A 24,743-nucleotide genomic window follows, 5' to 3' on the forward strand; every position below is an offset into this window, starting at 1 on the left:
CATGGAATACGAAGGTAAATACTATAACGGGCGGGTGTCGAAAGGCATACCCGCCTTTATAGTTTTAGAAGAAAACGGTATAAGTATAAACTACAGCACCGGCGAGGAGAACGGCCACGTTTTTTGGGAATTGGAAGGCATACAGCAGTCTGAGTTTAACGATGCCACCACACTTCTGCGCTACGGCAAGTATCCGCAGCAAAGTATAGCTGTGTTTGAGCAGGGCTTCCGGGAGGCATTGCAGCAGAAGTATAAAGGATCAGCTTTCCTGAAGTCGAATTATACTTCTTTCCTGAACACAGGGCTGTTAGGGCTGGCAGTGGTCGGGTTAAGCCTGTTTGCTCTGACGATGGCTTTCTTCATCTGGGGCGTCCCCTTCCTGGCCGATCGTGCGGCGGCTCATTTCCCCAGGGATTTTGAGCGCGAGCTGGGCACAAACCTGCACGAAAAGATGCTGATGGCCTATGACGTGGATTCTGCCAGGACAGTAGCCCTGAACAAATACCTCGACAACCTGCAGGTTACCTCCGACTTCCCGATAGATGCGGTGGTGGTGAAAGGCGACGAAGTAAGCGCCTACGCCGTACCGGGTGGTTTTGTAGTGCTGCACGATGGACTGCTGCAGAAAATGGAGCGGCACGAGGAACTGGCGGGCCTGCTGGGCCACGAGATTGGGCATGTGCAGTTACGCCACTCTACCCGTGCCATGGCTCGTAGCCTTTCTTATTACATGCTGCTTTCGCTGCTGTTCGGCGATGTAACAGGTATAGCTGGCGTTATCATAGACAATGCCAGCACCCTGCACAACCTGGAGTACAGCCGGGAGGCAGAGCAGGAAGCGGACAAAGCCGGCCTGGTGTTGTTGCAGCAAAATAAGCTGGATCCAAAAGGCATGGTATGGTTGATGGAACGGCTGGATTCCGGAGAGCCGGAGTACATGGAGTTTATTAGTACCCACCCGCGCACCCAGAACAGGATCGAAGAGCTAAACCGGCAGATAAAAGAAGCAAAGTATAAACCCGCTTCAAATCCTGCTCTGGAAGCTGCTTGGGAAGAGTTGAAAAAAAAATAGCACATAAGACCTCGCAGTGTGCGCAGCTCCTGCGAGCGTATGGCATTGAAGTAATGGCTTACTAGTAGACAAACACTTGCAGGTTTTCAAACTCTGTTAGATTGGAGGGTTTATAAGTTTTCTGTACTTATCTTTGCAGGCAGAAGTATAACCAAACCCATTCCCGTGTATAAAAGCCTGCTTCGCCCCCTGCTCTTCAAACTCGATCCCGAGAAGGTACACTATCTTACTGCCGATGCCTTGAAAACTGCTTTCTCGTTGCCGCTTGCTAAAAGTATAGGCAGAAGTATGTTCCAGGTGCAGGACCCACGGCTGGAGCGCGAATTGTTCGGGCTGAAGTTCCCAAACCCGGTAGGCTTGGCCGCTGGCTTTGATAAGGATGCCAAACTGGTAGACGAGCTGGCCGAGTTGGGTTTTGGATTTGTTGAGATCGGGACACTGACGCCGAAGCCGCAGGAAGGTAACCCAAAGCCGCGCCTTTTTCGCTTGCCTGAAGACCAGGCTATCATCAACCGCATGGGCTTTAACAACGAAGGGGTAGATGCTGCTGTGGAAAGGCTGCGCCAGCGCAAGAGCAACATTATTGTAGGGGGCAACATCGGCAAGAACAAAGTAACACCCAACGAGGAGGCTCTGAATGATTACCTCTACTGCTTCAAGGCGCTGTATGATGTGGTGGATTACTTCGTGGTTAACGTGAGTTCGCCCAACACCCCGGATCTGCGGGCACTGCAGGAAAAAGAGCCGCTGCAGCAACTGTTGATGGCCCTGCAGGAGCAAAACAGCAAAATGCCCAGGCCAAAACCGCTGCTGCTCAAAATAGCTCCGGACCTGAACGAGTCGCAGCTAAACGACATCATCGAAATTGCCATTGCGACCAAACTAAGCGGTATTATCGCTACCAACACCACCATCAGCCGCGAAGGCCTGCACACACCAGGCACACGTGTAACCAAGATCGGAGCCGGAGGCCTGAGCGGTAAGCCGCTTACCCGCCATTCAACTGAAATTATCCGTTACCTGCGCCAGCACCTGCCACAGGAAGTCAAGATCATCGGGGTAGGAGGAATCATGTCGGCAGATGATGCCGTGGAAAAACTGAATGCCGGTGCTGACCTGGTGCAGCTGTATACCGGCTTCATCTACGAAGGGCCAGCGCTGATCTCCAGGATAAACAAGAAGCTGCTGGGTAGGTAATAAAGTATGGCGCGAGCGTTCTCGCTCGTGTTGTGCTATCGTGGGGCCTCTGGCCCGTTTTATTTGTAAGTCTCAGGATTTAATCTGCTATACCTGATCCAACTACTCCTGCTCTCCTTGGCTAAGAAGGGGAGCCCTCTATTCTTATTTCATCTGTCATTTCGACTACTCTTGAGGCGAGAGCCGAAGAGAGCCAGCGTAGCTGTGAGAAATCTGAGTCTGTAGTATAACCCACCCCTGCACCCCTCCAAGGAGGGGAATTAGTTCTTGTAACACCTAATAAGTTTAAGTTTCATAGCTGGTTAGCCTTCGCTCGCCTCTGGCGAGTGTGAACTATGAAGGAGCGTCCCGCCACGTGCCCCTCCATGCCGCAAGTTTAGCTTCAGCGCAACTTGTGGCTTACTATGAGGCCAGTTTGTAACTGGCTTTACCCGTATTTCTACTTCCACCGGTTAGAAACTGGCTGTCATGCGCAACCACCAGTTACCACTGCGCTAAACGGGCGGTATGATTGGGGTATCTTACGGCGACCTCCCTGTAAACTGTGCTCGTAGCAGCAGATCGCTAAGCTAACACCAACACCGATTATACAAAATTGCTTTATTCCAGGAAACCAACAACTCAAAATATTTCCTGAAAATGCCCGCTGCTTTGCTGAACGGTTTCATCTGAAAAATTGTAAATTTGAAATCTTAATTAGTCGAGGGTATGGCAAAAAACACTTACAAAAACGATGCGGTAAACGCAGGGCGGGCAAGGAACGAGGTGCGGGGTCGTAACGAACCACGCAAGGCCAATACACCCATCGGGGAGAAACCACCAAAACAGAAAACAAAACGATCTTTTAAGCTGCCAAGCTTCAGTATTGGCATGCCGGCATTCTTTTCAGACAGGCGCTTTAAGCTGTTTATCGGCTTTTCTTTCCTGCTGATCTCCTTTTTCCTTTCCATGGCTTTTGTCTCCTACCTTTTCACAGGGCAGGCTGACCAGAGCGTGGTGGAGTCGGTAGGCGGAACAGGGCTGAAAGAATCGGGGCAGGAAGCCGAGAACTGGCTGGGCCTTTTTGGCGCCTGGATTTCGCACCTGTTCATCTTCAGGTGGGTAGGGCTTGGAGCTTTCTTTGTTATACCGGTTGTGTTTTTCGCCGGCTGCCGCATTGTTTTCAGGCGGGTTGCTGTTTCCATGTCGTACGTGCTGGGGCTTTGCAGCTTTTCGATGCTGTGGCTGAGCCTTGCACTGGGCTATGTTGTACTTACCACGGGTACCACCGAAAACCTGGGCTTTCTGGGCGGTGGCATCGGCCTCGAAACTTCTATCTGGCTGAGCAGTCTGATCGGTTGGGGTACCGGCGCACTGCTGGGTTTCCTGTTGCTTGTCTTCCTGGTGTTCTTCTTTAACATCACCAGCATTAACTGGAGCAAACCAGCCGATGATTCCGAAGAAGGTTCTGTTGGCGTAGAGATGAACCGGGCCTCCACGCTTCGTGATGTGGTACACGGCTCCGCACGCGCCGGTGTAAATCATACTTCCGACCCAACAGCGTCGCTGGAATACGAGGAAGAGGAAGAAGAAATGCTGTTAGACGAGGAAGAAGAGGAGGCCATCGACAGAGCCCTGGAGATGGAACTGCGCTCCTTCCGACCCGAACCGGCGAAACCAGCTGCTCCGGCACTGGAACTTGATATCGATTCAAATGGCGCCCTCGCGCTGGAAGACGAAGAAGAGTATTTTGATGACGAGGAGGAGCAGGAAGAAGAACTGGACCTGCAGATACTAAAAACGCCGGAAGAAGAGGCGGCCGATGTACTGGCTACCGAAAATTACGACCCGACGCTGGACCTGGCCCGTTACCAGTACCCGACCATTGAGCTGCTCAACGACTATGGCGCTAACAAAGTATCGGTTACCAAAGAAGAGCTCGAAGCAAACAAGGACAAGATTGTGGAAACGCTGGCCAACTACAACATTGGTATTGCCAGCATCAAAGCCACCATTGGCCCTACGGTAACCCTGTATGAGATTGTGCCGGACGCCGGGGTGCGAATCTCTAAGATCAAGAACCTGGAAGACGATATTGCCCTGAGCTTAGCAGCCCTCGGTATCCGTATCATTGCCCCGATTCCGGGTAAAGGTACCATCGGTATCGAAGTGCCGAACACCAAGAAAGAGATGGTTTCGATCCGCTCCATACTTTCTACGGAGAAGTTCCTGAAGAGCGAAATGGACCTGCCGATCGCTTTCGGTAAAACCATCACCAACGAAGTGTTTATCACCGACCTGGCTAAAATGCCGCACTTGCTCATGGCAGGTGCCACGGGTCAGGGTAAGTCGGTTGGTCTGAATGCCATACTTACCTCGTTGCTGTACAAGCGCCATCCTTCGCAGCTTAAGTTTGTACTGGTCGATCCGAAGAAAGTGGAATTGTCGCTCTTCAACAAGATCGAGCGCCACTTCCTGGCCAAGTTGCCTGATAGCGAAGAAGCCATCATCACCGACACCAAAAAGGTTGTGAACACGCTCAACTCCCTGTGTATGGAGATGGACATGCGCTATGATTTGCTGAAAGATGCCGGTTGCCGTAACCTGAAAGAGTATAACCGCAAGTTTGTAGAGCGTAAACTCAACCCGAAAAAAGGCCACAAGTTTATGCCATTCATTGTGCTGGTAATAGACGAGCTCGCCGACCTGATGATGACCGCCGGCAAGGAGGTGGAAACGCCGATTGCCCGTCTGGCACAGCTGGCCCGTGCCATTGGCATACACCTGGTGGTAGCAACGCAGCGTCCGTCGGTAAACGTGATCACGGGTATCATCAAGGCCAACTTTCCTGCCCGTATTTCCTTTAAAGTAACCTCCAAAATCGACTCCAGAACCATTCTGGATGCCGGTGGCGCAGACCAGTTGATCGGCCAGGGTGACATGCTGTTCTCGATCGGTTCGGACATTGTGCGTATCCAGTGTGCGTTTGTGGATACCCCGGAAGTAGACCGTATCTGCGACTTTATCGGTGAGCAGCAAGGCTACAACGATGCGTACCTGTTGCCTGAGTTCGTGGGAGATGAGAGCGGCGCCGAAAAAGCAGACTTCGACCCAAGTATGCGCGACCCGTTGTTTGAAGAAGCAGCCCGTATCATAGTGCAGCACCAGCAGGGCAGTACCTCGCTGTTGCAGCGCCGCCTGAAGCTGGGCTACAACCGCGCCGGAAGATTAATTGATCAATTGGAATCTGCAGGCATAGTTGGAGCGTTTGAAGGTAGTAAGGCCCGTGAAGTTAAAATTCCGGACGAGTACAGTTTGGAACAGTTATTGAATACAATGGAGTAAAGACTCCAAAATAGAATACCGACATGAAAAGATTATTCTCACTGCTGCTGATCGTGTTCACGTTTGTGAACCTGGCGAGCGCGCAGCAAGACCCGAAGGCCGGCAAGATACTGGACCAGATGAGCCAGAAATACAGAGCCATGAAAGCCTTTAAGGTAACCTTCGCCCAGACCCTTGAAAACCCATCTGCAAAAGTTAAAGAAACAGTGGAAGGCAACATTCTGGTAAGTGGGCCGAAGTACAGGCTGAGTGTAAGTGGCCAGGAGATCATCAACGATGGCAAACTGATGTACACCTACATGAAGGATGTAAACGAAGTAACCATTACGGAGAACGATGCCGAAGCAGAAGCGATGGCTCCGAGCAAGATCTTCGATATGTATAAGAAAGGCTACAAGTATGCGTATGCCGGCACCGAAACTGAAGGTGGCGTAAAGTATGACGTGATCGAGCTGGCACCGGAAGACCGCAACAACCCGGTATTTAAGGTGCGCCTTTATATCAACCAGAAAGATAAGTCGCTTAAGAGCTGGAAGATGTTCCGTAACAACGGCAGCCGTTATACTTACACCATCAAGAATTTTTCTGCCAACCCAACCTTGGCTTCCGATGCTTTTTCCTTCAACAAGGCAAAGTATAAAGGAGTGCAGGTAGTAGATTTAAGATAAACCAACCTTTATGATACTAAAAAGAGCTGCTCAGTTTGGGCAGCTCTTTTTGTTTGTATTCTAAATGGAATCTGCAGTATGTACCTGTTTTGGTCTATCTGCTCTCGCTCGCCTCTGGCGAGTGTGCGCTATCCCTCGGCCTCTGGTCGCTTGTAAGTGTATAAATTTGTTTCTAAAGCGCTTATTCTTCTTAGTTTGTTCTGGCCAGATTCCATGGCGCGAGCGTCCTCGCTCGTGACGGGCTATCGTGTGGGCCTCTGGCCCAGTTAGATTACAAATCTGACATTATTTTAAGACACGGGTTGCAAACCCGCGCCAGCAAACGGTGAAGGAAAATTCTTTCTTAGAAAGGGGTAGGGGATAATAAGCATGCACAAGCGGCTGAACGCCACCTGATAACTTCACACTCGCCGAGGCGAGCGAGGACGATCTTACCACAGGCGGTCGGTTACTGCACGTTTATACTTCTTTCCAGGTACTTCTCATTCGATTGCCAGAACCGGAACGTATACACGCCGGCAGCCTGAGGAGTAAAAGTATAGTTCTCTTCCAACACGGGCACATTAAGCGTGCAGGGGCCGTTTACATAGTAGGGATGTACAGCTATCGTATAAATGTTGCCGTTTATACTTTCGGAGAAGCGCTTGAACCTGCCGCAGCCGTTGTTCACCACAAAGTATACTTTCATGGTAAGCGGCTCGCCCACAGAGGCACCTTCCGGGACAATAACATCCACAATGGGCGTAGCTCCTTTTTCAACAATGATTTGGGTGTCGTCTTCCTTGGAGCAGCCTAACAGGGCCAGGCATAGCACGAAGATCAGCGGGTGAAGTAGTTTTTTCATAGTATAGTTTTAGTGGCTTGTTATCAGCAAGAGCCTGAAAAAGAGCAAAGGGTTGCAAAGGCCGTAAGTATAACCAGACCGATGCTTTTACCGCTTTACTAAAAACTATACTTTTGTCTAAACCATAACCTCCCTACGCCCATGACTAGAGAACAACTGTTCGAGCAGATCCTGAAGAAAAAGTCTTACCTCTGCATTGGCCTCGATACCGACCCTAAAAAGTTGCCGGAGCACCTGCTGGATGCTGAAGACCCTGTTTATGAGTTTAACCGCCAGATCATAGATGCCACCGCCGACCTGTGCGTAGCCTACAAGCCGAACATCGCTTTTTATGAGGCACAGGGGCCAAAAGGTTGGGTGAGCCTGGAGAAAACGCTGCAGCACATACCGGACGAGATCTTTACTATTGCCGACGCCAAGCGCGGCGATATCGGCAACACCTCCGAACTATACGCCCGTGCCTTTTTCGAAACCATGAACTTCGACTCGGTAACCGTTGCCCCATACATGGGCTCCGACTCGGTAAAGCCGTTCCTGGTGCAGGGCGGCAAGTGGGTTATACTGCTGGCGCTTACGTCCAATCCCGGCAGCCAGGATTTCCAGATGCTGAAACTGGCTGATGGCAACGAAGAATACCTGTTTGAGCAGGTGCTGCGGGAGAGCGCTAACTGGGCCAGCGTGGGGCAGATGATGTATGTAGTCGGCGCTACGCAGGCAGAGTATATCGAGCGGGTGCGCGCCATTGTACCCAACCACTTCCTGTTGGTGCCGGGCGTGGGTGCGCAGGGCGGCAGCCTCGAAGAAATTTCACGCCTGGGCATGAACCAGCAATGTGGTTTACTTATCAATTCTTCCCGTGCCATTATCTACGCCTCCTCGGGCCGCGACTTTGCCGACCGTGCCCGCGAAGCTGCCCTGGAAGTGCAGCGCGAAATGGAGCAGTACCTGGAGCAGTACGTGCTGCATTTGTAAAACATAGCAGCCCGAGCTGCAACATAACAGAGAACCGCCATACTCAGGTACAATTGCCTGGGTATGACGGCTCTTTTTATGAGCTGAGCTAGAGGAGAGAAACAAGTATATTCTTAAATAAGAGCTGCCTATTCAGGTATAATTTACAGGTTTGTAAGACCAGTCATAGCAAAGCAGTTAGGTTTAATGAGAAACCAAGCCGTGAAAAGCACAAACCGCTAAGATTGTGTAGCTCTCGGGCAGAGTGACACGCTGCACTTTACAGGGAAGTATAAATTATCGCTTTGCTGATCTACGCGGGGGTATACCTGGTTAGCCGCACAAATCAATATGCTTTATAAATAACGAAGTATAGCTTATAGCAAGCTATACTTCGTTATTTATACTTACCCGTGGACAGCACCTGTTCTTCATTATAAATACTCCTGAACGCCGGCTTTGATGGCAATTGTGTCAGGCATCAAAGTGCCCTTCGCATTTAATGCCTCCTTTCTACAGCCTTACTGAATTTATTTCATTGGTCTGAATTCATAAAAAATATCTTTAAAACAATATATTTGTTCCTCAAAATAAAACTATGGCTGAATTAGAAGTTGTAAAGCACACCAAAGCAGTTTATAACATAATGAAAGACCCTCAAACCGGCTGGAAGCACAAGTTGAAAGAAACTTTAATTGAAATCGGGATTATCGTTTTTGCTATAACTTTATCGCTGTGGCTGCATAATTGGAGTGAGCATAACCATGTAAAACAGGAGGAGAGAGAATTCCTGACAGGCCTGCAGGTAGATCTGCAAAAGGATCTGACGGAGCTGAAAGGTGATATTAAAACCTATAGAACCGTAAAAAAAGGGTTTGATTACTTCTACAATGTTGCTTATGGTGCGCCTCTGCAGCAAGATAGTTTAAAGCAATACAAGTGGGTTATGTATAACACCACCTATTTTAATTCGAACAACAGCAGGTATGAAGGATTAAAAGCTTCTGGTAAACTGGATATTATCGAAAATAAAGAGTTGCTGAACAACATTCTGGAGCTCTACCAGGAAGACATCCCCTGGCTGAACCTGCTGAACGCAGACATGAACGACTATAAGAGAGAAAAACTGGAGCCAGCTATAAATACCTTTTTAATACAGGATAAGAACAATAACGGGAACTGGGAACAAGTGCTCCGGGAGCCTCAAATTCAAAACAACCTGAGGCATTTTAACAGCTTTTATGAAATTATTGCCAAGTATGATGGCATAATCGAAAAGTACAACAAAACCCTTGCTCTTATAACTGAGGAAGTTAAGGAATAAGTATCTCTGTTTTATTGAACGAGATTAAAAAGCCTTAGCAGGGGAGTATACATGGTAAGCCGCAGGAAGCAACACGCGGTAGTACAGCATAAATTAGAGTTCCCAGGTTTATTCTTGAGTTTCCCTCTTCTTGCACAAAGCTCTTAAATTAGATGAACAGCTATACTTATGGAATCTGCTTAGAATTTAAAGTAGATGGCTTATTTATGTATAGAGCAGATAAACGTATGTTTTCGTTTATCAGGTAGTTAGCAGGTATTGAAAGCATAGAATTTAAAAAGTACACTTGACCATTACACTAATTCGAAAAAGATGATGTCAACAAGCTTATCTCAAAGAAGAATAGAATGGACTGTGACTTTTGTGACAGGGCTTTTAGTAATCTTGGCCCTTTTAACATATATACTTGACCAGCAAAAATCGAATTGGGTATGTGGCCCTTCGCTTTTGATATTAGAAACAATTGCACTAGGGCTGCAACTACTCATTAATATCTGGACTTGGAAATCAAGGGCCAAAAGAAGCAAGGTAATTATGCTTTATGCAAGTTTAGGGTTAGTAGCTTTAATCCTTTGGGGATTTATCAACTTCAATCTTAACTGTAGTTGACTAAAAAGGAAAAACAAAATCTGCTAACCAAACCTAAACGTTAGCTACGCCATCGTTTAGCAAAGCCGTTAGCAACCATTTTCAAAACGAACCGACAAATCATCACTGACAGAAATCCAGATAATGGAACAATTAAATATTCAAACAGAACGGCTTAAAATTCGGCACATCGATTTAGCAGACCTTTCTGACTTTCATCTATATCGCTCAAACCCGGAAATTACAAAATACCAAGGTTTCGATGTGATGACAATTGAGCAAGCTCAGGAGTTTATTAAGGACAATTCTACAAAGCATTTTGGAAAAGCTGGAGAATGGGTACAATATGGAATTGAAAATAGGGAAACAAGCCGACTTATCGGCGATTGCGCAATCAAACTCGATTCCTATGATACAAGAATTGCAGTAATTGGTATTACTATTTCACACCTTGAACAGAAAAAGGGCTATGCTAAAGAAGTGATGCTTGGTGTATTGAGTTTTCTTTTTGACAATAAAGAAATACACCGGGTAGTTGAAATTGTAGACGCTGAAAATATTGCTTCGATTAATCTATTGAAAAGTTTAGGGTTTAGACAAGAAGGCCATTTCATAGAAAACATATTTTTCAAAGGAAAATGGGGAAGCGAGTTCCAGTATGCCATGTTAAGACGGGAGTGGGAAGAGACGAAGATTGGCAAGAACAGGAGCGTGGAACTCACACCAAGATAAGAACACCAGCAGCTAACAGCAACTAAACGTTAGCTGCACCATCGTTTAGCCAAGACGTTAAGCATTAAAATTCACAGCTCAATTCAATGACAAAGAAAACATACATATTGGGCGGTTTTATTGCGCTTAAGTTTCTGCTGCAGTATTGGCTGATAAGCCCCGCCTACGAGCTGCATCGCGACGAATACCTGCACCTTGACCAGGGAAATCATCTAGCCTGGGGCTATTTGTCTGTTCCTCCGCTTACTTCCTTGTTCTCTTACGTCATCGCCCTCCTGGGTAATTCTGTATTTTGGGTCAAGTTCTTCCCCGCCTTGTTTGGTGCTTTAACCATTGTAGTTGTTTGGAAAGCCATCGAAGCGCTTGGCGGAAACCTGTTCGCTTTGGTGCTGGGGGCTACCTGTGTGCTGTTTTCTGTGCTGCTACGGTTAAACATACTTTACCAGCCTAACACACTGGACGTTCTCTGTTGGACAACCTTTTACTACATCCTCATCCGGTACATCAACACCGAAAAGCAGAAATGGCTCTTTGCAGGGGCGGCTGTACTCGCAATAGGTTTTCTGAATAAGTATAACATAGTTTTTCTGCTGATCGGCCTTTTCCCTGCTATTCTACTTACCAGGCAACGGGTCCTGTTCCAAAGAAAGGAATTTTACCTCGCCATTTTACTGGGGCTGTTACTTGTTTCGCCCAACCTGCTGTGGCAATACAACAACCACTTTCCTGTCTTTCATCATATGAAAGAACTGGCCGACACCCAGTTGGTCTATGTAGATAGGTTCGGGTTTTTAAGATCGCAACTGCTGTTCTTTATCGGCTCGTTGTTTGTTATTGCTTCGGCATTGTATGCTTTCTGGTTTTACGCACCGTTCCACAAGTACAGGCCCTTCTTCTGGGTGCTGGTTTTTACACTGCTCGTCTTTGTTTATGTCAAAGCCAAGGATTACTATGCCATCGGGCTATATCCCATTTACATAGCTTTTGGTGCTGTTTTTCTGGCAAATGTGTTCAGTAACGGCTGGAAGCGATACCTGCAACCCATAGCTCTGGCAGTACCCGTTTTGTTTTTCATCCCGGCTTATACCTGGGTTTTTCCGAACAAAAGCCCTGAGTACATTATAAAACACCAGGAACGGTACGAGGAGTTGGGCTTACTCCGTTGGGAAGATGGCAAAAACCATGCGCTGCCACAGGATTTCGCTGATATGCTCGGGTGGAAAGAGCTGGCCGGCAAAGTCGACAGCGTTTACGCCTCCCTGCCTGACCCGAACAGAACGCTTGTGCTTTGCGACAATTACGGGCAGGCCGGCGCCATCAATTTCTATACAACCAAAGGGGTAAAGGCCGTTTCGTTCAATGCAGACTACATCAACTGGTTCGACCTTGACCGGCCATACACGAATCTTATCAGGATCAAGACCTATCCTGAAAATGAAAACGAATTAGTGGAAACCAGCCCTTATTTCCTCTCTTCAGTTGTCGTAGACTCCGTAGCAAACCCGTATGCGCGGGAATACAGAACCACCATCTTTGCCTTTAAGGGTGCCAGGGTTGATATCAACAAAAGAATAAAAAACGAGATCGACGAAATAAAAAACAATCGCTGACTTCCTGCAAAGGAATTGCGGAGCTTGTCCTGCTAAAAAGTATAATTCTATCCGGAAGCTTCAGGAAGAAGTATAATATAGTGAAACCTATGTGACTGCTCATGCACGAGGTACTTAACATCATGGATAGCTATAAGATCACAATCGAAACCTGGGACAAACTGGCGGCAGCTTACCAGGACAAGTTCATGGATCTGGACCTGTACAACGATACCTACGATCTGTTTTGCCAGCTTATCCAGAAGCCCAATGCCAGGATCTTCGAGATCGGGTGCGGCCCGGGCAACATCACCCGCTACATCTTAGCCAAAAGGCCAGACTTTCAGGTAGAAGCAACAGACGCGGCTCCCAACATGGTAGAACTAGCCCGGGAAAACAATCCGGCAGCTAAATTCAGTGTCATGGACTGCAGGGGGATAGATAAGATCCACGACAGGTTTGATGGCGTCATGTGTGGCTTCTGCATGCCCTATTTATCCAGAGAAGATTGTGTTAAATTGATCAGAGATACTGCTGGTATACTTAACAGGGGTGGGATCTTCTATTTCAGCACCATTGAGGGAGATTACAACCAGTCGGGGTATGAGACAAGCAGCAGCGGCGAAAACAGGATGTATGTCTACTACCACCAGCAAGATTATTTGCAGCAGGCACTAAAGGATAACGGCTTTGAACTGGTAAACCTGGTACGCAAAGGGTATGAAAAGGCCGATGGAACATCCGCTACACATCTGATTTTCCTGGCAAAGAAGAGGTAAGCAAGTATATGTTCCGCAGGGCTTTACCTTCTAAGTATGGCCACCCTTGTTTTCCGGATCTGGCGTTCGGCTTTGTGGCGCAGCTGCTGGTGATGCAGGAACCAGCCGCCTACCGCCCCGATCAGGCTGCCCAACGTAATGTCCAGGAACCTGGCATAGATAAGGATATTGGGGTTCGCCGTCATGGCGCTGCCGGCTTCTGCCAGAAAGATCGTCATGGGAGTAATAAAGATAACTGCCAGTCCGTAATGCCGCACGATCAGTATTTCAATGATAAATTGGAGCACCAGTATGCTGATGACGACATCGAGAGCCGAGAGATCAAGTAAAAGCAGCAACCAGGCCAGGCTTAGTCCTATAAAAGTACCCACAATGCGCTGAACGCTTCGTTGCCATACATGGCGCACGCTCACGCCCTGCATCACAGCCAGGCAGGAAATAGGTACCCAATACGGGTTTTCCAGCTGAAGCAGGTGCCCCATAAGCAACGAAGCTCCCATAAACGTACCGATAATGGCTGATTCAACCAGGTTGGAGTAGGCGCTCTTCCTTACCACGATCAGCTCCGTTTTAGGCGGGTGCTTTTTGATGATGAGCAAACTATAAAAGAAGGCCAGCACACAGGCCAGCATCGTGCCCATGCCGATCAGGCCGATCCGGGTAGGTATACTTTCCAGGTTGAACGGCGAAGCGCTCGCAATGGAGGCGATCATGATAAAGAAGAAACTGCCTGGCGGTTTCATGTCGAAGTATCTTGCGACCCAGTGCACCCCAACAGCAAACAAGCTTAAAACCACAGATGAAACATACGGATTGAATGCGAAGCTAATTCCAATGGCGTACGACACCATAAACCCGAAGGAGCAGGCAATGAGCGTGATCATGTGCTGGGCCAGGGTAGTAGTGGGCAGGTATAGTATAACCAGTCCGCCCGTACAGGCTAGTATGCCATAGTTCAGGTGGTTGGCAAAGTAACCGGCCAGTAAGGGCAGGCCCACACACAGCGAAGCAAGCACAGGTATGTGCCAGAGCCGTTCCGACTTTTTTAACTCGAACAAAGCCTTTAGCTCACTGCTGATCAACTGCCTGATATTTCCTTCCATTCCTTCCTGCTTTCAGTATTTAGTAATTGGCCAAAGTATAACGTGCTGCCAGATTAAGGTACGCTGTAATAGCATACTCCGATGGTCTGTGCTGGTTGTGCAGGTTTGAGAAAGCGAAGCGTTATTGGTAGTATGATATTTTATAAACAAAAGAGCCTCTGCTGTTGGCAGAGGCTCTGGTTTTACTTGGCTACGGTACGTTCAATTTCCCGCAGATTTTCCATTTTTTTGTTTCTCAGGAAGCCGTTGATGTCTTCGAAGTGCTCGCGTACGCGCTTGTTGCCAAACTCAAACACTTTCTCGGCCAGCCCGTCGAGGAAGTCACGGTCGTGCGATACCAGGATGATCGTGCCGTCGAAGGCTTTGAGGGCATCTTTCAGGATATCTTTGGTCTTGATGTCGAGGTGGTTGGTCGGTTCGTCCAGGATGAGCAGGTTAACCGGCTGCAAGAGCAGCTTGATCATGGCCAGACGAGTTTTCTCGCCACCGGACAGCACTTTTACCTTCTTCTCGATCGTGTCGCCACTGAACATGAAAGCGCCCAGCAGGTCCTTCACGCGGGTGCGTGCTTCGCCTACGGCAATCTCATCAATGGTCTGGAACACGGTCAGGTCTTCATCCAGCAACGAGGCCTGGTTTTGGGCAAAGTAGCCGATCATGCAGTTGTGGCCCAGTTGCAGGTTGCCTTCAAAATCGATCTCGCCCATAATGGCTTTGATCATGGTCGATTTACCTTCGCCGTTCTTGCCGACAAACGCCACTTTCTCGCCCCGGTTGATGGTCAAGGACGCATCGCGGAATACGGTATGGTCGCCATACTTTTTGGTGAGGCCGTCCACAATTACAGGGTAGTTACCGGAACGTGGTGCCGGCGGGAATTTCAGGTTCAGCGCAGAAGTATCCACTTCGTCTACCTCAACGAGCTCCATCTTCTCCAGCATCTTCACGCGCGATTGTACCTGCAGGGTTTTGGAGTAAGTACCTTTAAAGCGTTCGATAAATGCGGTGATATCAGCAATTTCCTTCTGCTGATCGTCGTATTGCTTTTGCTGCTGCTCGCGGCGCTCTTTGCGCAGCTGCAGGTACTGGGTATAATTAACTTTGTAGTCGTAAATGCGTCCCATCGTCACCTCGATGGTGCGGTTGGTAATGTTATCTACAAAGGTTTTGTCGTGCGATATCACGATCACGCCCTTGGCATTGTTCACTAGGAAATCCTCCAGCCACTGGATAGATTCGATGTCGAGGTGGTTGGTAGGCTCGTCTAGCAGGATCAGGTCGGGTTGCTGCAACAGGATCTTGGCCAACTCAATACGCATGCGCCAGCCACCGCTGAACTCCCTCGTAGACCGGTTAAAGTCTTCTCTGGAAAAGCCCAGACCTTTCAGTGTTTTCTCTACTTCCGCATCAAAATTGATCTCTTCGATGGAGTAGTATTTCTCGCCCAGTTCCGATACCTGCTCAATGATCTTGTAATACTCATCGGAGTCGTAGTCGGTGCGGGTTTCCAGTTCGGCGTTCAGCGCATCCATCTGCTTTTTCATGTCCAGCACTTTTCCAAACGCCTTGGAGGCTTCTTCGAACACGGTGCAGTTGTCTTCGGTGAGCAGGTGCTGCGGCAGGTAGGCAATTACGGCATCTTTCGGCGCCGATACTTTGCCGCGCGTGGGTTTGTTTGCCCCCGCAATGATCTTGAGCAGGGTAGATTTACCTGCCCCGTTCTTGCCCATCAGGGCGATCCGGTCGTTTTCGTTTATGTTAAAGGAAACATTGCTGAAAAGGGCTGCCCCGTTAAACTCAACACTTACCGCGTCAACTGAAATCATAATGCTTTAATTTTAAGGCTGCAAAGATAAGGTAAATTCTCCGTTTGGCAGCCAAAGTATACTATAGGAGTTTGGTTCGTTTGATAACTAATATGAGGAAGTATAAATTCAATAGATGATGGATTATAGCTCATGTTGCATCTGGTAGTCTTAAAGGTAATATTGTATCATTTGGTTCTGGCGCGGGAATTATTCCCGTGTCTAACTATAATGTCGAATTTGCAATTCGACTGGGCCGGAGGCCCCACTATATCAAGTCACGAGCGAGGACGCTCGCGTCATTAGCAAATGAAATTATACTTTATACTTTGATTTTTCTATCTTTCAACCCCTCGGCAGCGTAGCAATCTGTCTGGAGAGAGCGAACATCCATGAAAGAAGAATTCCTGCACTACATCTGGCAGCACCAGTACTTCGACAAAACCAGCCTGCAGACAGCAGACGGCGAAGCTGTGCAGGTGCTGCGTGTGGGCTACTACAACACCGACGCCGGTCCCGATTTCAGGGAGGCCATTATCCGGATAGGAGAGGTGGAGTGGTCGGGGAGTGTGGAGGTGCACCTGCGGGCATCGGACTGGCAGCGCCATCTGCACCAGGTTGACCAAAAGTATGACCAGGTGGTGCTGCACGTGGTATGGGAGGCGGATGTTCCCATCAGTCGCACCGACGGCAGCCTGGTACCTACGCTGGAGCTGAAAGGGCGCGTGGCGCTGCACCTCTTGCATACGTACCAGCAACTGCAGCAGTCCCGGAACAACATACCGTGTGCCGGTTTCTGGGCGCAGGTGCCCGAAATTACGAAAACCGCCATGCTAAACCGTACGTTGGTGGAGCGCCTGGAGCTGAAGGGAGAGGAGGTGTTGCAACTGCACAGGCTCTACAACCACGACTGGGAGCAGACGGCTTACCATGTGCTGTGCAAAGGCTTTGGTTTTAAGATAAACCAGGAGGCGTTTGAGCGGCTGGCAAAAGCCTTGCCTTTTAGCGTGGTGCGGAAGCAGCAGTCGCCACTAGGGGTGGAGGCGCTCCTTTTTGGTCAAGCCGGTTTTTTAGCCGATGCGGAAGGAGGGGAGTATGGACACCAATTGACTAAGGAGTATACGTACCTCAGCCACAAGTATAAACTACAGGACACGGCCATGCAGCGCCATCACTGGAACTTCCTGCGCATGCGCCCGGCCAATTTCCCTACAGTGCGCCTGGCCCAACTGGCGGCGGTGCTGGCGCAGCATTCTTCTATACTTGCCAAGTTGCTCGAAGCACCAGGTATAAAAGCTTACGAAGCGCTGTTTCAAGCGCCGGTGTCGGAGTACTGGCAGCAGCATTATATGTTTGGCAGGCGCATGACAGTCCGGCAGAAAAGTATGGGCAAGGGCAGCGCGCACAACCTCATCATCAACGTAACAGTCCCCCTGTTGGCAGCTTATGCCTCCTACAGTGGCGAACGTTCGTACCTGGAGAAAGCGGTAGCTTTGCTGGAGGGGTTAAGAGAAGCATCTAACAAGGTGACAAGGTTATATGAAGAGCTGGGCTGGAAAGCTACTTCCGCCGCCGATAACCAGGGAGCATTGGGTCTGTACAAACTATACTGCCAGCCGATAAACTGCCTGCGCTGCAGCATCGGCAATAAGATCATGAAGCAAACCAAACCTACCGCATGAGTGTGCTGGTTTACGTGCTGAATATCCTGCTGCTGGCGGGCATGGTATGGGTTCTGCGGAAACAAAGCTATACTTCCAGCCTCGGCTATGCTTTTTATCCCGGTTTGGTTTTTAAGCTGAGCTGCGGAGTGCTGCTGGGCCTGCTTTACCAATACCACTACGGCGCCGGCGATACGCTTACGTACTTCAACGGCTCGCTGCAACTTACGGCACTGGCCCGGCAGGATTCGGGAGCTTACCTGCGCCTGTTGCTTTTCAATGACTTCGGCTCCGAAGCGCTACGGGCCTCGCTGCCCTTTACCAGCTTCCCCGATTTTTCAAACTCCTTTTTCATAATCAAAATCATCAGCCTGCTCAACCTGCTCACAGGCAGCTCTTATTACCTGAATGCGTTGTACTTTTCGCTTTTCAGTTTCTGGGGTTCGGCAAAGCTGGCAGCTATACTTAGCAAGTATTACCCGGAAGCACGGGCAGCAGCCATTATTGCGTTCCTGTTCTTTCCGTCTATTATCTTTTGGGGCTCCGGCTTGCTGAAAGACGGCATTATGATGGGCAGCATGTGCTGGCTCGTTGCTTTTGCGCTGGAACTTGGCAAGGGGCAGCCGGTAAAACCTATTACCCTGATCCTGTTGCCTTTTATGCTTTATATTTTTGTACGGATGAAGCTGTTTCTGGCGGCCGTGTTGCTGCCGGTGCTGCTGGCCTACCTCCTGATCCGGTGGTTGGCGAAGTATAAACCTGCATTTCGTAAGGTTGGTGTGCAGGTGATGGTGTTGCTGATGATGACGGTTCTGGCTGGTGCTGCACTCACGCAAATAGGTGTCATCTATAACCTGGATTTTATATTCGAGCAGGTGGTAAAGAACCATGAGGTGCTGTTGGCGCAGTCGCTGCACGGGCCGCATATCTCCCTTGATAACCTGGAACCTACTTTTGCCAGTATGCTGCGCCACGCATCGGAGGCATTCCTTAGCTCCATTTACAGGCCTTTCGTCTGGGAATCTAGACAGTCCCTGTACTTACTGACAGGGGCGGAGAATCTGTTGTTGCTGGTGCTGACGGTGCTAAGTATAGCTTCCTTCGTGAACGGCAAGTATAAAGTCAGCCTCTTTTATGTGGCCTTGCTGATTTACATTCTGGTGGCTGCCACCATGATCGGCCTGAGCACGCCGAATTTTGGCTCCCTCAGCCGCTACCGCATTGCGTTTCTGCCTTTCCTGGTATACCTGTTGCTGCAGAGTTACTATGCGCGGCTGGTAATGGAACGAGTTGCTGCTGCTTATACAAGGTTGAAGGCGAGGAAAACTACCCACCTCTAACCTCTCTGAGGAGGGGAATAGTACTTGTAATGTAAGTCCCTCAAAAGGGGCAAGGACGATCAATAACAACTACAGTACTTATAGCTGAAGTATAGCAACAGCTATGAAATCTATACTTTGTTAGCTGCAATAGCCAGGTTCCCCGCCGTAGACAAGGAGGGGTAAGGGGTGGTTGGACAATGCCTGTTATAAAAGTATAACGCTTGCTATACCAATAACAGAAACTCCCCTCTTGAGAGGGGTAGGGGTGTGTTGCTCCCGGCTCATCCAACAATCCTGTAAATTCCTTATTCTGACTAAACATCACTACCTCCAAGACGCTCGCTGGAGCTGCGCACGCTACGAGGTCTGACTCAACCTTTCTGTTTAGCTACTAATCCGGAGATTGGCGCCAGAAATAATAGAACATAACACCCCCTCCTGTTTTTAGGAGGGGCAGGTACACATCCCGAAAATCCAGATTCCGATAACAGCCACTTTTTACTGCCAGTACCCATACTTTCAATCTCGCTCCGTTCTTCGTACCTTTGCACCTTATTTAGATAAGCTATGCAAAACCCGGTAATTATACTTGGTGCCCAGAAACTGGGTACGGCCGCACTCGATATTTTCAACAGCAACAACGTGGTGGTGTACTGCTTCCTCGACGACAGCAAGGAAATTCAGCAGCAGGAGATCAACAACGTGTCGGTAATGAGCAGCACCGAAGACAACGAGTTCCTGAAACTGATCGGCAAGCAATGCGACGTGTTTGTAGCCGTGGAAGATTCGGCTGCCCGTAAAGGCCTCATCAAAATGCTGAAGGACGAGTACAAAGTAGTGCCTGTAAACGCGATTCACAAGTATAGCGCTGTATCAGAGTTTGCCTGGCTGGGCCATGGCAACATGATTGCAGCAGGCGCTATCGTGAACAACAACGCCAAGATCGGCGACAACTGCCTGATCCAGTCGCGTGCCGTGATCGATACGAACGCTGAACTCGGAGACTATGTGCAGGTAGGCGCAGGTGCTATCGTAAATTCAGAAGTGGTGGTAGGCGAAGGTGCCTTTATCGGTACGGGTGCCGTGATCGTGTCGGGGGTGAAGATTGGTAAGAATGCACGCGTAGGTGCCGGCTCGGTGGTTGTAGCCGACGTGCCAGCCAAAGCTACGGTATTTGGTAACCCGGCGGCACCTGTAAAGTAAACTTTTATACTTGCCCGCGCTGTTTTGTAGCAGAACTGACAAAAGTCATTTTGCGACAGATGGGCAGTTTATACTTTTGTGAAAAATTTTGAGTGAGAGATCGAGTGGATAAGAGAGTATGGAAGATGATCCTGTTCATCTTCTAATCCTGAAAATCCTGATTCAGACAATAAACAATTAACAATCAATTTTAACACTTAGCGAGAAACTAAGCAGTTATGAACAAACCCTACAGCATACTACTGTATTACTGCTACACACCGATAGCAGACCCTGAGGCGTTCCGCGAAGAACACCACCTACTGTGCCTGGAGCTGAATCTGCTCGGCCGCATCATCGTTTCCAAGGAAGGCCTGAACGGTACCGTGTCTGGTCTGAAAGAAGATTGCGACAAGTACATGGAGATCATGCACGCAGACCCGCGCTTTGCCAAAATCGACTTCAAGGTAGACGAATCAGACGCGCATGCTTTTACCAAGCTGCACGTGCGTACCAAGTCTGAGATCGTACACTCCGGCCTTTTGCACATCGACCCGAACGTGCGCACCGGCAAGCACCTGGAGCCAAAAGAGTTCAGGGACATGAAAGACCGCGACGATGTGGTGGTGCTGGATGTGCGCTCCGATTACGAGTACAACGTGGGCCGTTTCAAGAATGCCGTTACCCTGGACATCGAAAACTTCCGTGAGTTTCCGGAGAAAGTAGAAGAGCTGAAGGAAAAGTATAAAGGCAAGAAGATCCTGACCTACTGCACCGGCGGCATCAAGTGCGAAAAGGCAAGTGCGTTCCTGCTGGAGCAGGGCTTTGAAGATGTATACCAGCTGCACGGTGGTATCATCAAGTATGGCAAAGAGGCCGGCGGCGAAGACTTCGAAGGCAAATGCTATGTGTTTGATAACCGTGTAGCCGTTGATGTGAACTCGGTAAACCCGAAAGTGATTTCACATTGCTATGTATGCGGGACAGAAGACGACCGCATGGTGAACTGCGCCAACCCGGTGTGTAACCTGCACGTGGCCATTTGTGAGAAGTGTGGCTGGGAACTGGAAGGCGCCTGCTCGCCGGAGTGTAAGGAACATCCGGAAAAACGCCCTTACGACGGCACCGGCTATTACCAAAAAGTGATGAATGGCTACAATCCGCTAAAAGGATTCAACCGTCGCAAGAAAAACGACGTATCTGTATAAGTATTCTCTAAAGCTCAGGGGAAGCGTGTGCTCAACAGCCACGCTTCTCTTGTTTATAATATAACCGTAACACGACACGCGTATCAAGTATCACGATGCCATCTAAGGATACCTGACAAAGGATCACTTAGTAAAGGTATAAAAAATCGGAAGTCGTGATACCTGATACGTGCTACATGATACATAACTAAAACTATGGCTGCAATCCCGGAATCAGAACTGATCATTAACAAGAACGGCACTATCTACCACCTCAACCTGTTGCCGGAACAGATATCCGATACGATCATCACGGTTGGCGACCCGGACCGTGTGGCAATGGTGAGCAGGTATTTTGATGAGATAGAGGTGCAGGTAGTAAAGCGGGAATTTATCACCCATACCGGCTACTACAAAGGCAAGCGCATCACGGTAATCTCAACAGGCATGGGCACCGATAACATCGATATTCTGATGACCGAACTGGATGCCCTGGTAAACATTGATTTCCAGACGCGGGAGCCGAACGAAGACAAGATTTCGCTGAAGATCGTACGGGTTGGTACCTCCGGCTCGCTGCAGGAAACGGTGCCGCTGGGCAGCCACCTGGCATCGCATTACGCTGTAGGGCTCGATTCGCTGATGGAGTTTTACCCGCTGGAGCAGAACGAGAACGAGCAAAGTATAACCAAAGCCCTGCAGGAGCAGCTGGGTATTGGCTTCCGTCCGTACTGCGTGAACGGCTCCCAAAGCCTGATCGATAAGATCGCTTACGATATGATACCGGGAAATACGCTCACCTGCCCGGGCTTTTACGCGCCACAAGGGCGTGTGCTACGTGGCGGCCTGCGCAACCAGCAGTTGCTGCAACAGTACCACGATTTCCGCCTGTGTGACTTCCGGTTCACCAATTTCGAGATGGAAACAGCCGGCTACTATAGTATGGGACGCCTCCTGGGTCACGAAGTACTGTCACTGAACGCCATTGTGGCCAACCGTATCACACAGCAGTTTGCCCCGAATGCTGAAGAAGTGATCGATGACCTGATCGTGAAAACGCTGGAGCGCATTTAAACCAGCTATACTTTGAGTAAAAACAAAAAGCCCCTGCTGAAACTGATTCAGCAGGGGCTTTTTCATACTTGAATTATACTTTATATTTTCTGCAGAAAAGCCAGTGTGTCTACGCCATCGGCATAGTCCCATACCATCGGGCATTGTGCTTCTCCGAAAGGTATACTTCCTTCCAGCCAGCCGTGTGCTGATACCACGCACTGTGTCTTGTCTTTTACCTCAGCCAACTTGTGGCGCAGGTCAGCAAGCGATGTAAATGTTTCGTAGAAAAGCACCGAGATAGGGGAAACCAGTTCCGTGCTTGGCCTTACCAGCATGAACCCGTTATCGAAGTGCGGCTCACGGTTAACCAACAGAATAGACTTGTTGTAGTCGTAGTTGTTTTGATACTTGTGTTGGTCCAGTATGTTTTTGCGGTGCTCGTTCGCTTCAAAAAACTTATCGAAAATATAGCCTTCCGGTACAAACACTTTGGAAACGTTGCGGCAGCCCAGGCCATAATAGCGGAAAATGTCCTCGCCCAACGCACGCAGGTCATCGGGCTCTTCGTGCCCGGTCAGTACGCCAATGCTGGTGCGGTTTCTCCGGATAATGTGCGGGCGCTTGGCAAAATAATACTCAAAGTAACGGGCTGTATTGTCGGAGCCTGTGGCAATAATAGCGTCTGCATCTTTCAGCATCGGCACAAACTCGAACTGGTTTGCAAAGGCAGGCTCAATGGCTACCAGCATAGCTGCCAGGCGGCGTATCAGCACCTCGTCGTCTGAACTGAGCTTTGCCAGCAGGTAGTGCCCGCTCATGAGTACCGACAGAAAATCGTGGAAGCCCACCATCGGAATGTTGCCGGCCATTACCACGCCAACCTTTTTGGGTGTAACCTGTTTGAGGTGGTACGGGTAAAGCCATTCCCGGAGGTACTGCTCATCCAGCATCGTAATAATGCCGTGGAGGGCACAGGAAACGTTCTCTTCGTCGAACCATGTGTTGCGCGACATAGCCATTGCGGCCCATGCTTTACGCTCTTCCGGCGAGAGGGCCTGCAGTTGCTTTCCTAGTTTTACGAAAGCTTCGATCCTGTTCTCTAATGTCATGGCAATGCTGGCTTTAAAAAATATTTGATAGGGATACTTAATGTTCCTAATTTTGTTCCATAAGAAACAAGATTACAAAAGTATAAAAAATATACAGGAGATACGACTATGGCGATAATGATAACCGATGAGTGTATAAACTGTGGGGCTTGTGAACCAGAATGCCCTAACACTGCTATATACGAAGGCGGCGCAGAATGGACTTGGGGCGGTGGCACTGCACTGAAAGAAGTAGAGATCGATGGTGGCGAGGTTATCGCCGGCGACGCACCACAGCCCCCGATTTCAGACGAATACTACTACATCGTTTCAGATAAATGTACTGAGTGCATGGGCTTCCATGAGGAGCCGCAGTGTGCTGCTGTCTGCCCTGTGGATTGCTGCGTCGATGACCCGGATTACCGCGAGACAGAAGAAGAGCTATTGGCTAAGAAATCCTGGCTGCACCAGGAGGCTTAAGTATAAACAGCTTCAAGGTATAAAACCTGTCTCGCAAGGGCAGGTTTTTTTGTTTAAAATTAATGTAATTACAGCATGATGGAAGGTATAATCCACGAAGACAAGACATTCGAAAAGATCGTTTATTCGGGCAAGGAAGCCCGGGGCAGGGAGTTTGAGCACTGCACGTTCAAATTGTGTGATTTCTCGGACAGCGATTTTTCCCAGTCGCGCTTCACCGACTGTACTTTCATTGGCTGTAACCTGTCGATGGTGAAGCTTTCGGACGCTACGCTGGATAATGTAGTGTTCAAAGAATGTAAGCTACTCGGTGTGAACTTTGGCGTGTGCAACGATTTCCTGTTTACCGTGCGCTTTGAGGGCAGCGTTCTGGATTATGCCTCTTTTCTGAAGAAAAAAATGGCAAAGACGCAGTTTACCGATACCTCCCTGAAGCGCGTAGACTTTACGAAAGCTACGCTTACCAACAGCGTGTTCGGCAATACCGACCTGGCCGGTGCTGTTTTTGAAGGCACCGAGCTTGCCGGGGCAGATTTGTCTTCTGCCTTTAATTTTGAGATAGACCCTGAGCTGAACAATATCCGGAAGGCAAAGTTCTCCAACTATGGCCTGCAGGGGCTGCTAACCAAATATAACCTGCAAGTCGTCTGATGATGTCTGTATCGGAATTAATGTGGCAAATAGAACCTAAAGTTCCTGTCATTCTGTAAAGAAACCTGGTGGAAGTGAGGTCAAGCCTATACTATAATCCCACAAGATCCTTTCAGGATGACAAAAAGTAAAATGAGTCT

At 49.0% G+C, this 24,743-nt stretch carries 20 protein-coding genes; 16 read left to right on the forward strand and 4 right to left on the reverse strand.

The window, feature by feature from the left end:
* Position 1: 1 nt before the first annotated feature.
* From MJ611_RS18765 to MJ611_RS18780, 4 genes are all read left to right on the forward strand, one after another.
* Complete coding sequence (locus MJ611_RS18765) at positions 2–1,072, forward strand: M48 family metallopeptidase (RefSeq protein WP_250431977.1); 1,071 nt, start codon at positions 2–4, stop codon at positions 1,070–1,072.
* A 165-nt stretch (positions 1,073–1,237) separates the two neighbouring features.
* Positions 1,238–2,269 carry a quinone-dependent dihydroorotate dehydrogenase gene (locus MJ611_RS18770; RefSeq protein ID WP_250431978.1) on the forward strand — a complete coding sequence of 344 codons (1,032 nt, stop codon included), beginning with the start codon at positions 1,238–1,240 and terminating at the stop codon, positions 2,267–2,269.
* 708 nt (positions 2,270–2,977) lie between these two features.
* Positions 2,978–5,593 (forward strand): FtsK/SpoIIIE family DNA translocase, encoded by a 2,616-nt coding sequence (locus tag MJ611_RS18775; protein ID WP_250431979.1) that lies wholly within the window; start codon positions 2,978–2,980, stop codon positions 5,591–5,593.
* A 23-nt stretch (positions 5,594–5,616) separates the two neighbouring features.
* On the forward strand, positions 5,617–6,261 hold the full coding sequence (locus MJ611_RS18780) for a LolA family protein (RefSeq protein WP_250431980.1): 645 nt from the start codon (positions 5,617–5,619) through the stop codon (positions 6,259–6,261).
* Between the two features lie 448 nt (positions 6,262–6,709).
* Here MJ611_RS18780 and MJ611_RS18785 read toward each other — a convergent pair whose 3' ends face one another.
* Positions 6,710–7,105 carry a hypothetical protein gene (locus MJ611_RS18785; RefSeq protein ID WP_250431981.1) on the reverse strand — a complete coding sequence of 132 codons (396 nt, stop codon included), beginning with the start codon at positions 7,103–7,105 and terminating at the stop codon, positions 6,710–6,712.
* A 141-nt stretch (positions 7,106–7,246) separates the two neighbouring features.
* On the opposite strand from MJ611_RS18785, the gene pyrF reads away from it, so the two are divergent.
* The 5 genes from pyrF (at position 7,247) to MJ611_RS18810 (ending at position 13,068) form a co-directional block, all read left to right on the forward strand.
* The gene (pyrF, locus tag MJ611_RS18790; RefSeq protein WP_250431982.1) at positions 7,247–8,077 is read left to right on the forward strand and encodes an orotidine-5'-phosphate decarboxylase; all 831 of its coding nucleotides are present in this window, start codon (positions 7,247–7,249) and stop codon (positions 8,075–8,077) included.
* Between the two features lie 577 nt (positions 8,078–8,654).
* Positions 8,655–9,380 (forward strand): hypothetical protein, encoded by a 726-nt coding sequence (locus tag MJ611_RS18795; protein WP_250431983.1) that lies wholly within the window; start codon positions 8,655–8,657, stop codon positions 9,378–9,380.
* 732 nt (positions 9,381–10,112) lie between these two features.
* Positions 10,113–10,700, forward strand: coding sequence for a GNAT family N-acetyltransferase (locus MJ611_RS18800; RefSeq protein ID WP_250431984.1), 588 nt, complete (start codon positions 10,113–10,115; stop codon positions 10,698–10,700).
* An 86-nt stretch (positions 10,701–10,786) separates the two neighbouring features.
* A complete protein-coding gene (locus MJ611_RS18805) occupies positions 10,787–12,310 on the forward strand; it encodes an ArnT family glycosyltransferase (RefSeq protein ID WP_250431985.1) in 1,524 nt (507 codons plus the stop codon).
* Between the two features lie 101 nt (positions 12,311–12,411).
* On the forward strand, positions 12,412–13,068 hold the full coding sequence (locus MJ611_RS18810; RefSeq protein WP_250431986.1) for a class I SAM-dependent DNA methyltransferase: 657 nt from the start codon (positions 12,412–12,414) through the stop codon (positions 13,066–13,068).
* 23 nt (positions 13,069–13,091) lie between these two features.
* Here the strand turns inward: MJ611_RS18810 and MJ611_RS18815 are convergent, their stop codons facing one another.
* Positions 13,092–14,171 (reverse strand): FUSC family protein, encoded by a 1,080-nt coding sequence (locus MJ611_RS18815; RefSeq protein WP_250431987.1) that lies wholly within the window; start codon positions 14,169–14,171, stop codon positions 13,092–13,094.
* Between the two features lie 182 nt (positions 14,172–14,353).
* Positions 14,354–15,997, reverse strand: coding sequence for an ABC-F family ATP-binding cassette domain-containing protein (locus MJ611_RS18820; protein WP_250431988.1), 1,644 nt, complete (start codon positions 15,995–15,997; stop codon positions 14,354–14,356).
* A gap of 371 nt (positions 15,998–16,368) precedes the next feature.
* On the opposite strand from MJ611_RS18820, the gene MJ611_RS18825 reads away from it, so the two are divergent.
* The 5 genes from MJ611_RS18825 (at position 16,369) to MJ611_RS18845 (ending at position 22,402) form a co-directional block, all read left to right on the forward strand.
* Positions 16,369–17,658 carry a DUF2851 family protein gene (locus tag MJ611_RS18825; protein ID WP_250431989.1) on the forward strand — a complete coding sequence of 430 codons (1,290 nt, stop codon included), beginning with the start codon at positions 16,369–16,371 and terminating at the stop codon, positions 17,656–17,658.
* The gene (locus MJ611_RS18830) at positions 17,655–18,977 is read left to right on the forward strand and encodes a hypothetical protein (RefSeq protein ID WP_250431990.1); all 1,323 of its coding nucleotides are present in this window, start codon (positions 17,655–17,657) and stop codon (positions 18,975–18,977) included. The genes MJ611_RS18825 and MJ611_RS18830 overlap by 4 nt, the downstream gene beginning before the upstream one ends.
* A 549-nt stretch (positions 18,978–19,526) precedes the next feature.
* Entirely contained in the window at positions 19,527–20,162 is a 636-nt protein-coding gene (locus MJ611_RS18835) for an acetyltransferase (RefSeq protein WP_250431991.1), read from the forward strand.
* Positions 20,163–20,380: 218 nt separating this feature from the next.
* Positions 20,381–21,349: an oxygen-dependent tRNA uridine(34) hydroxylase TrhO gene (gene trhO, locus MJ611_RS18840; protein WP_250431992.1), complete on the forward strand. Its 969-nt coding sequence runs from the start codon at positions 20,381–20,383 to the stop codon at positions 21,347–21,349.
* Positions 21,350–21,544: 195 nt separating this feature from the next.
* The gene (locus MJ611_RS18845; RefSeq protein WP_250431993.1) at positions 21,545–22,402 is read left to right on the forward strand and encodes a nucleoside phosphorylase; all 858 of its coding nucleotides are present in this window, start codon (positions 21,545–21,547) and stop codon (positions 22,400–22,402) included.
* 80 nt (positions 22,403–22,482) lie between these two features.
* On the opposite strand, the gene MJ611_RS18850 is transcribed toward MJ611_RS18845, so the two are convergent.
* Positions 22,483–23,493 (reverse strand): acyl-CoA reductase, encoded by a 1,011-nt coding sequence (locus MJ611_RS18850; protein ID WP_250431994.1) that lies wholly within the window; start codon positions 23,491–23,493, stop codon positions 22,483–22,485.
* A gap of 108 nt (positions 23,494–23,601) precedes the next feature.
* On the opposite strand from MJ611_RS18850, the gene MJ611_RS18855 reads away from it, so the two are divergent.
* Both MJ611_RS18855 and MJ611_RS18860 read left to right on the forward strand, forming a co-directional pair.
* Positions 23,602–23,952, forward strand: a complete 351-nt coding sequence (locus MJ611_RS18855; protein ID WP_250431995.1) for a 4Fe-4S dicluster domain-containing protein — start codon at positions 23,602–23,604, stop codon at positions 23,950–23,952.
* A 75-nt stretch (positions 23,953–24,027) separates the two neighbouring features.
* On the forward strand, positions 24,028–24,603 hold the full coding sequence (locus tag MJ611_RS18860; RefSeq protein ID WP_250431996.1) for a pentapeptide repeat-containing protein: 576 nt from the start codon (positions 24,028–24,030) through the stop codon (positions 24,601–24,603).
* Positions 24,604–24,743: the final 140 nt, after the last annotated feature.

The sequence above is a fragment of the Pontibacter ruber genome (assembly GCF_023630205.1).
In the GTDB taxonomy this organism is placed as follows: Bacteria; Bacteroidota; Bacteroidia; order Cytophagales; family Hymenobacteraceae; genus Pontibacter; species Pontibacter ruber.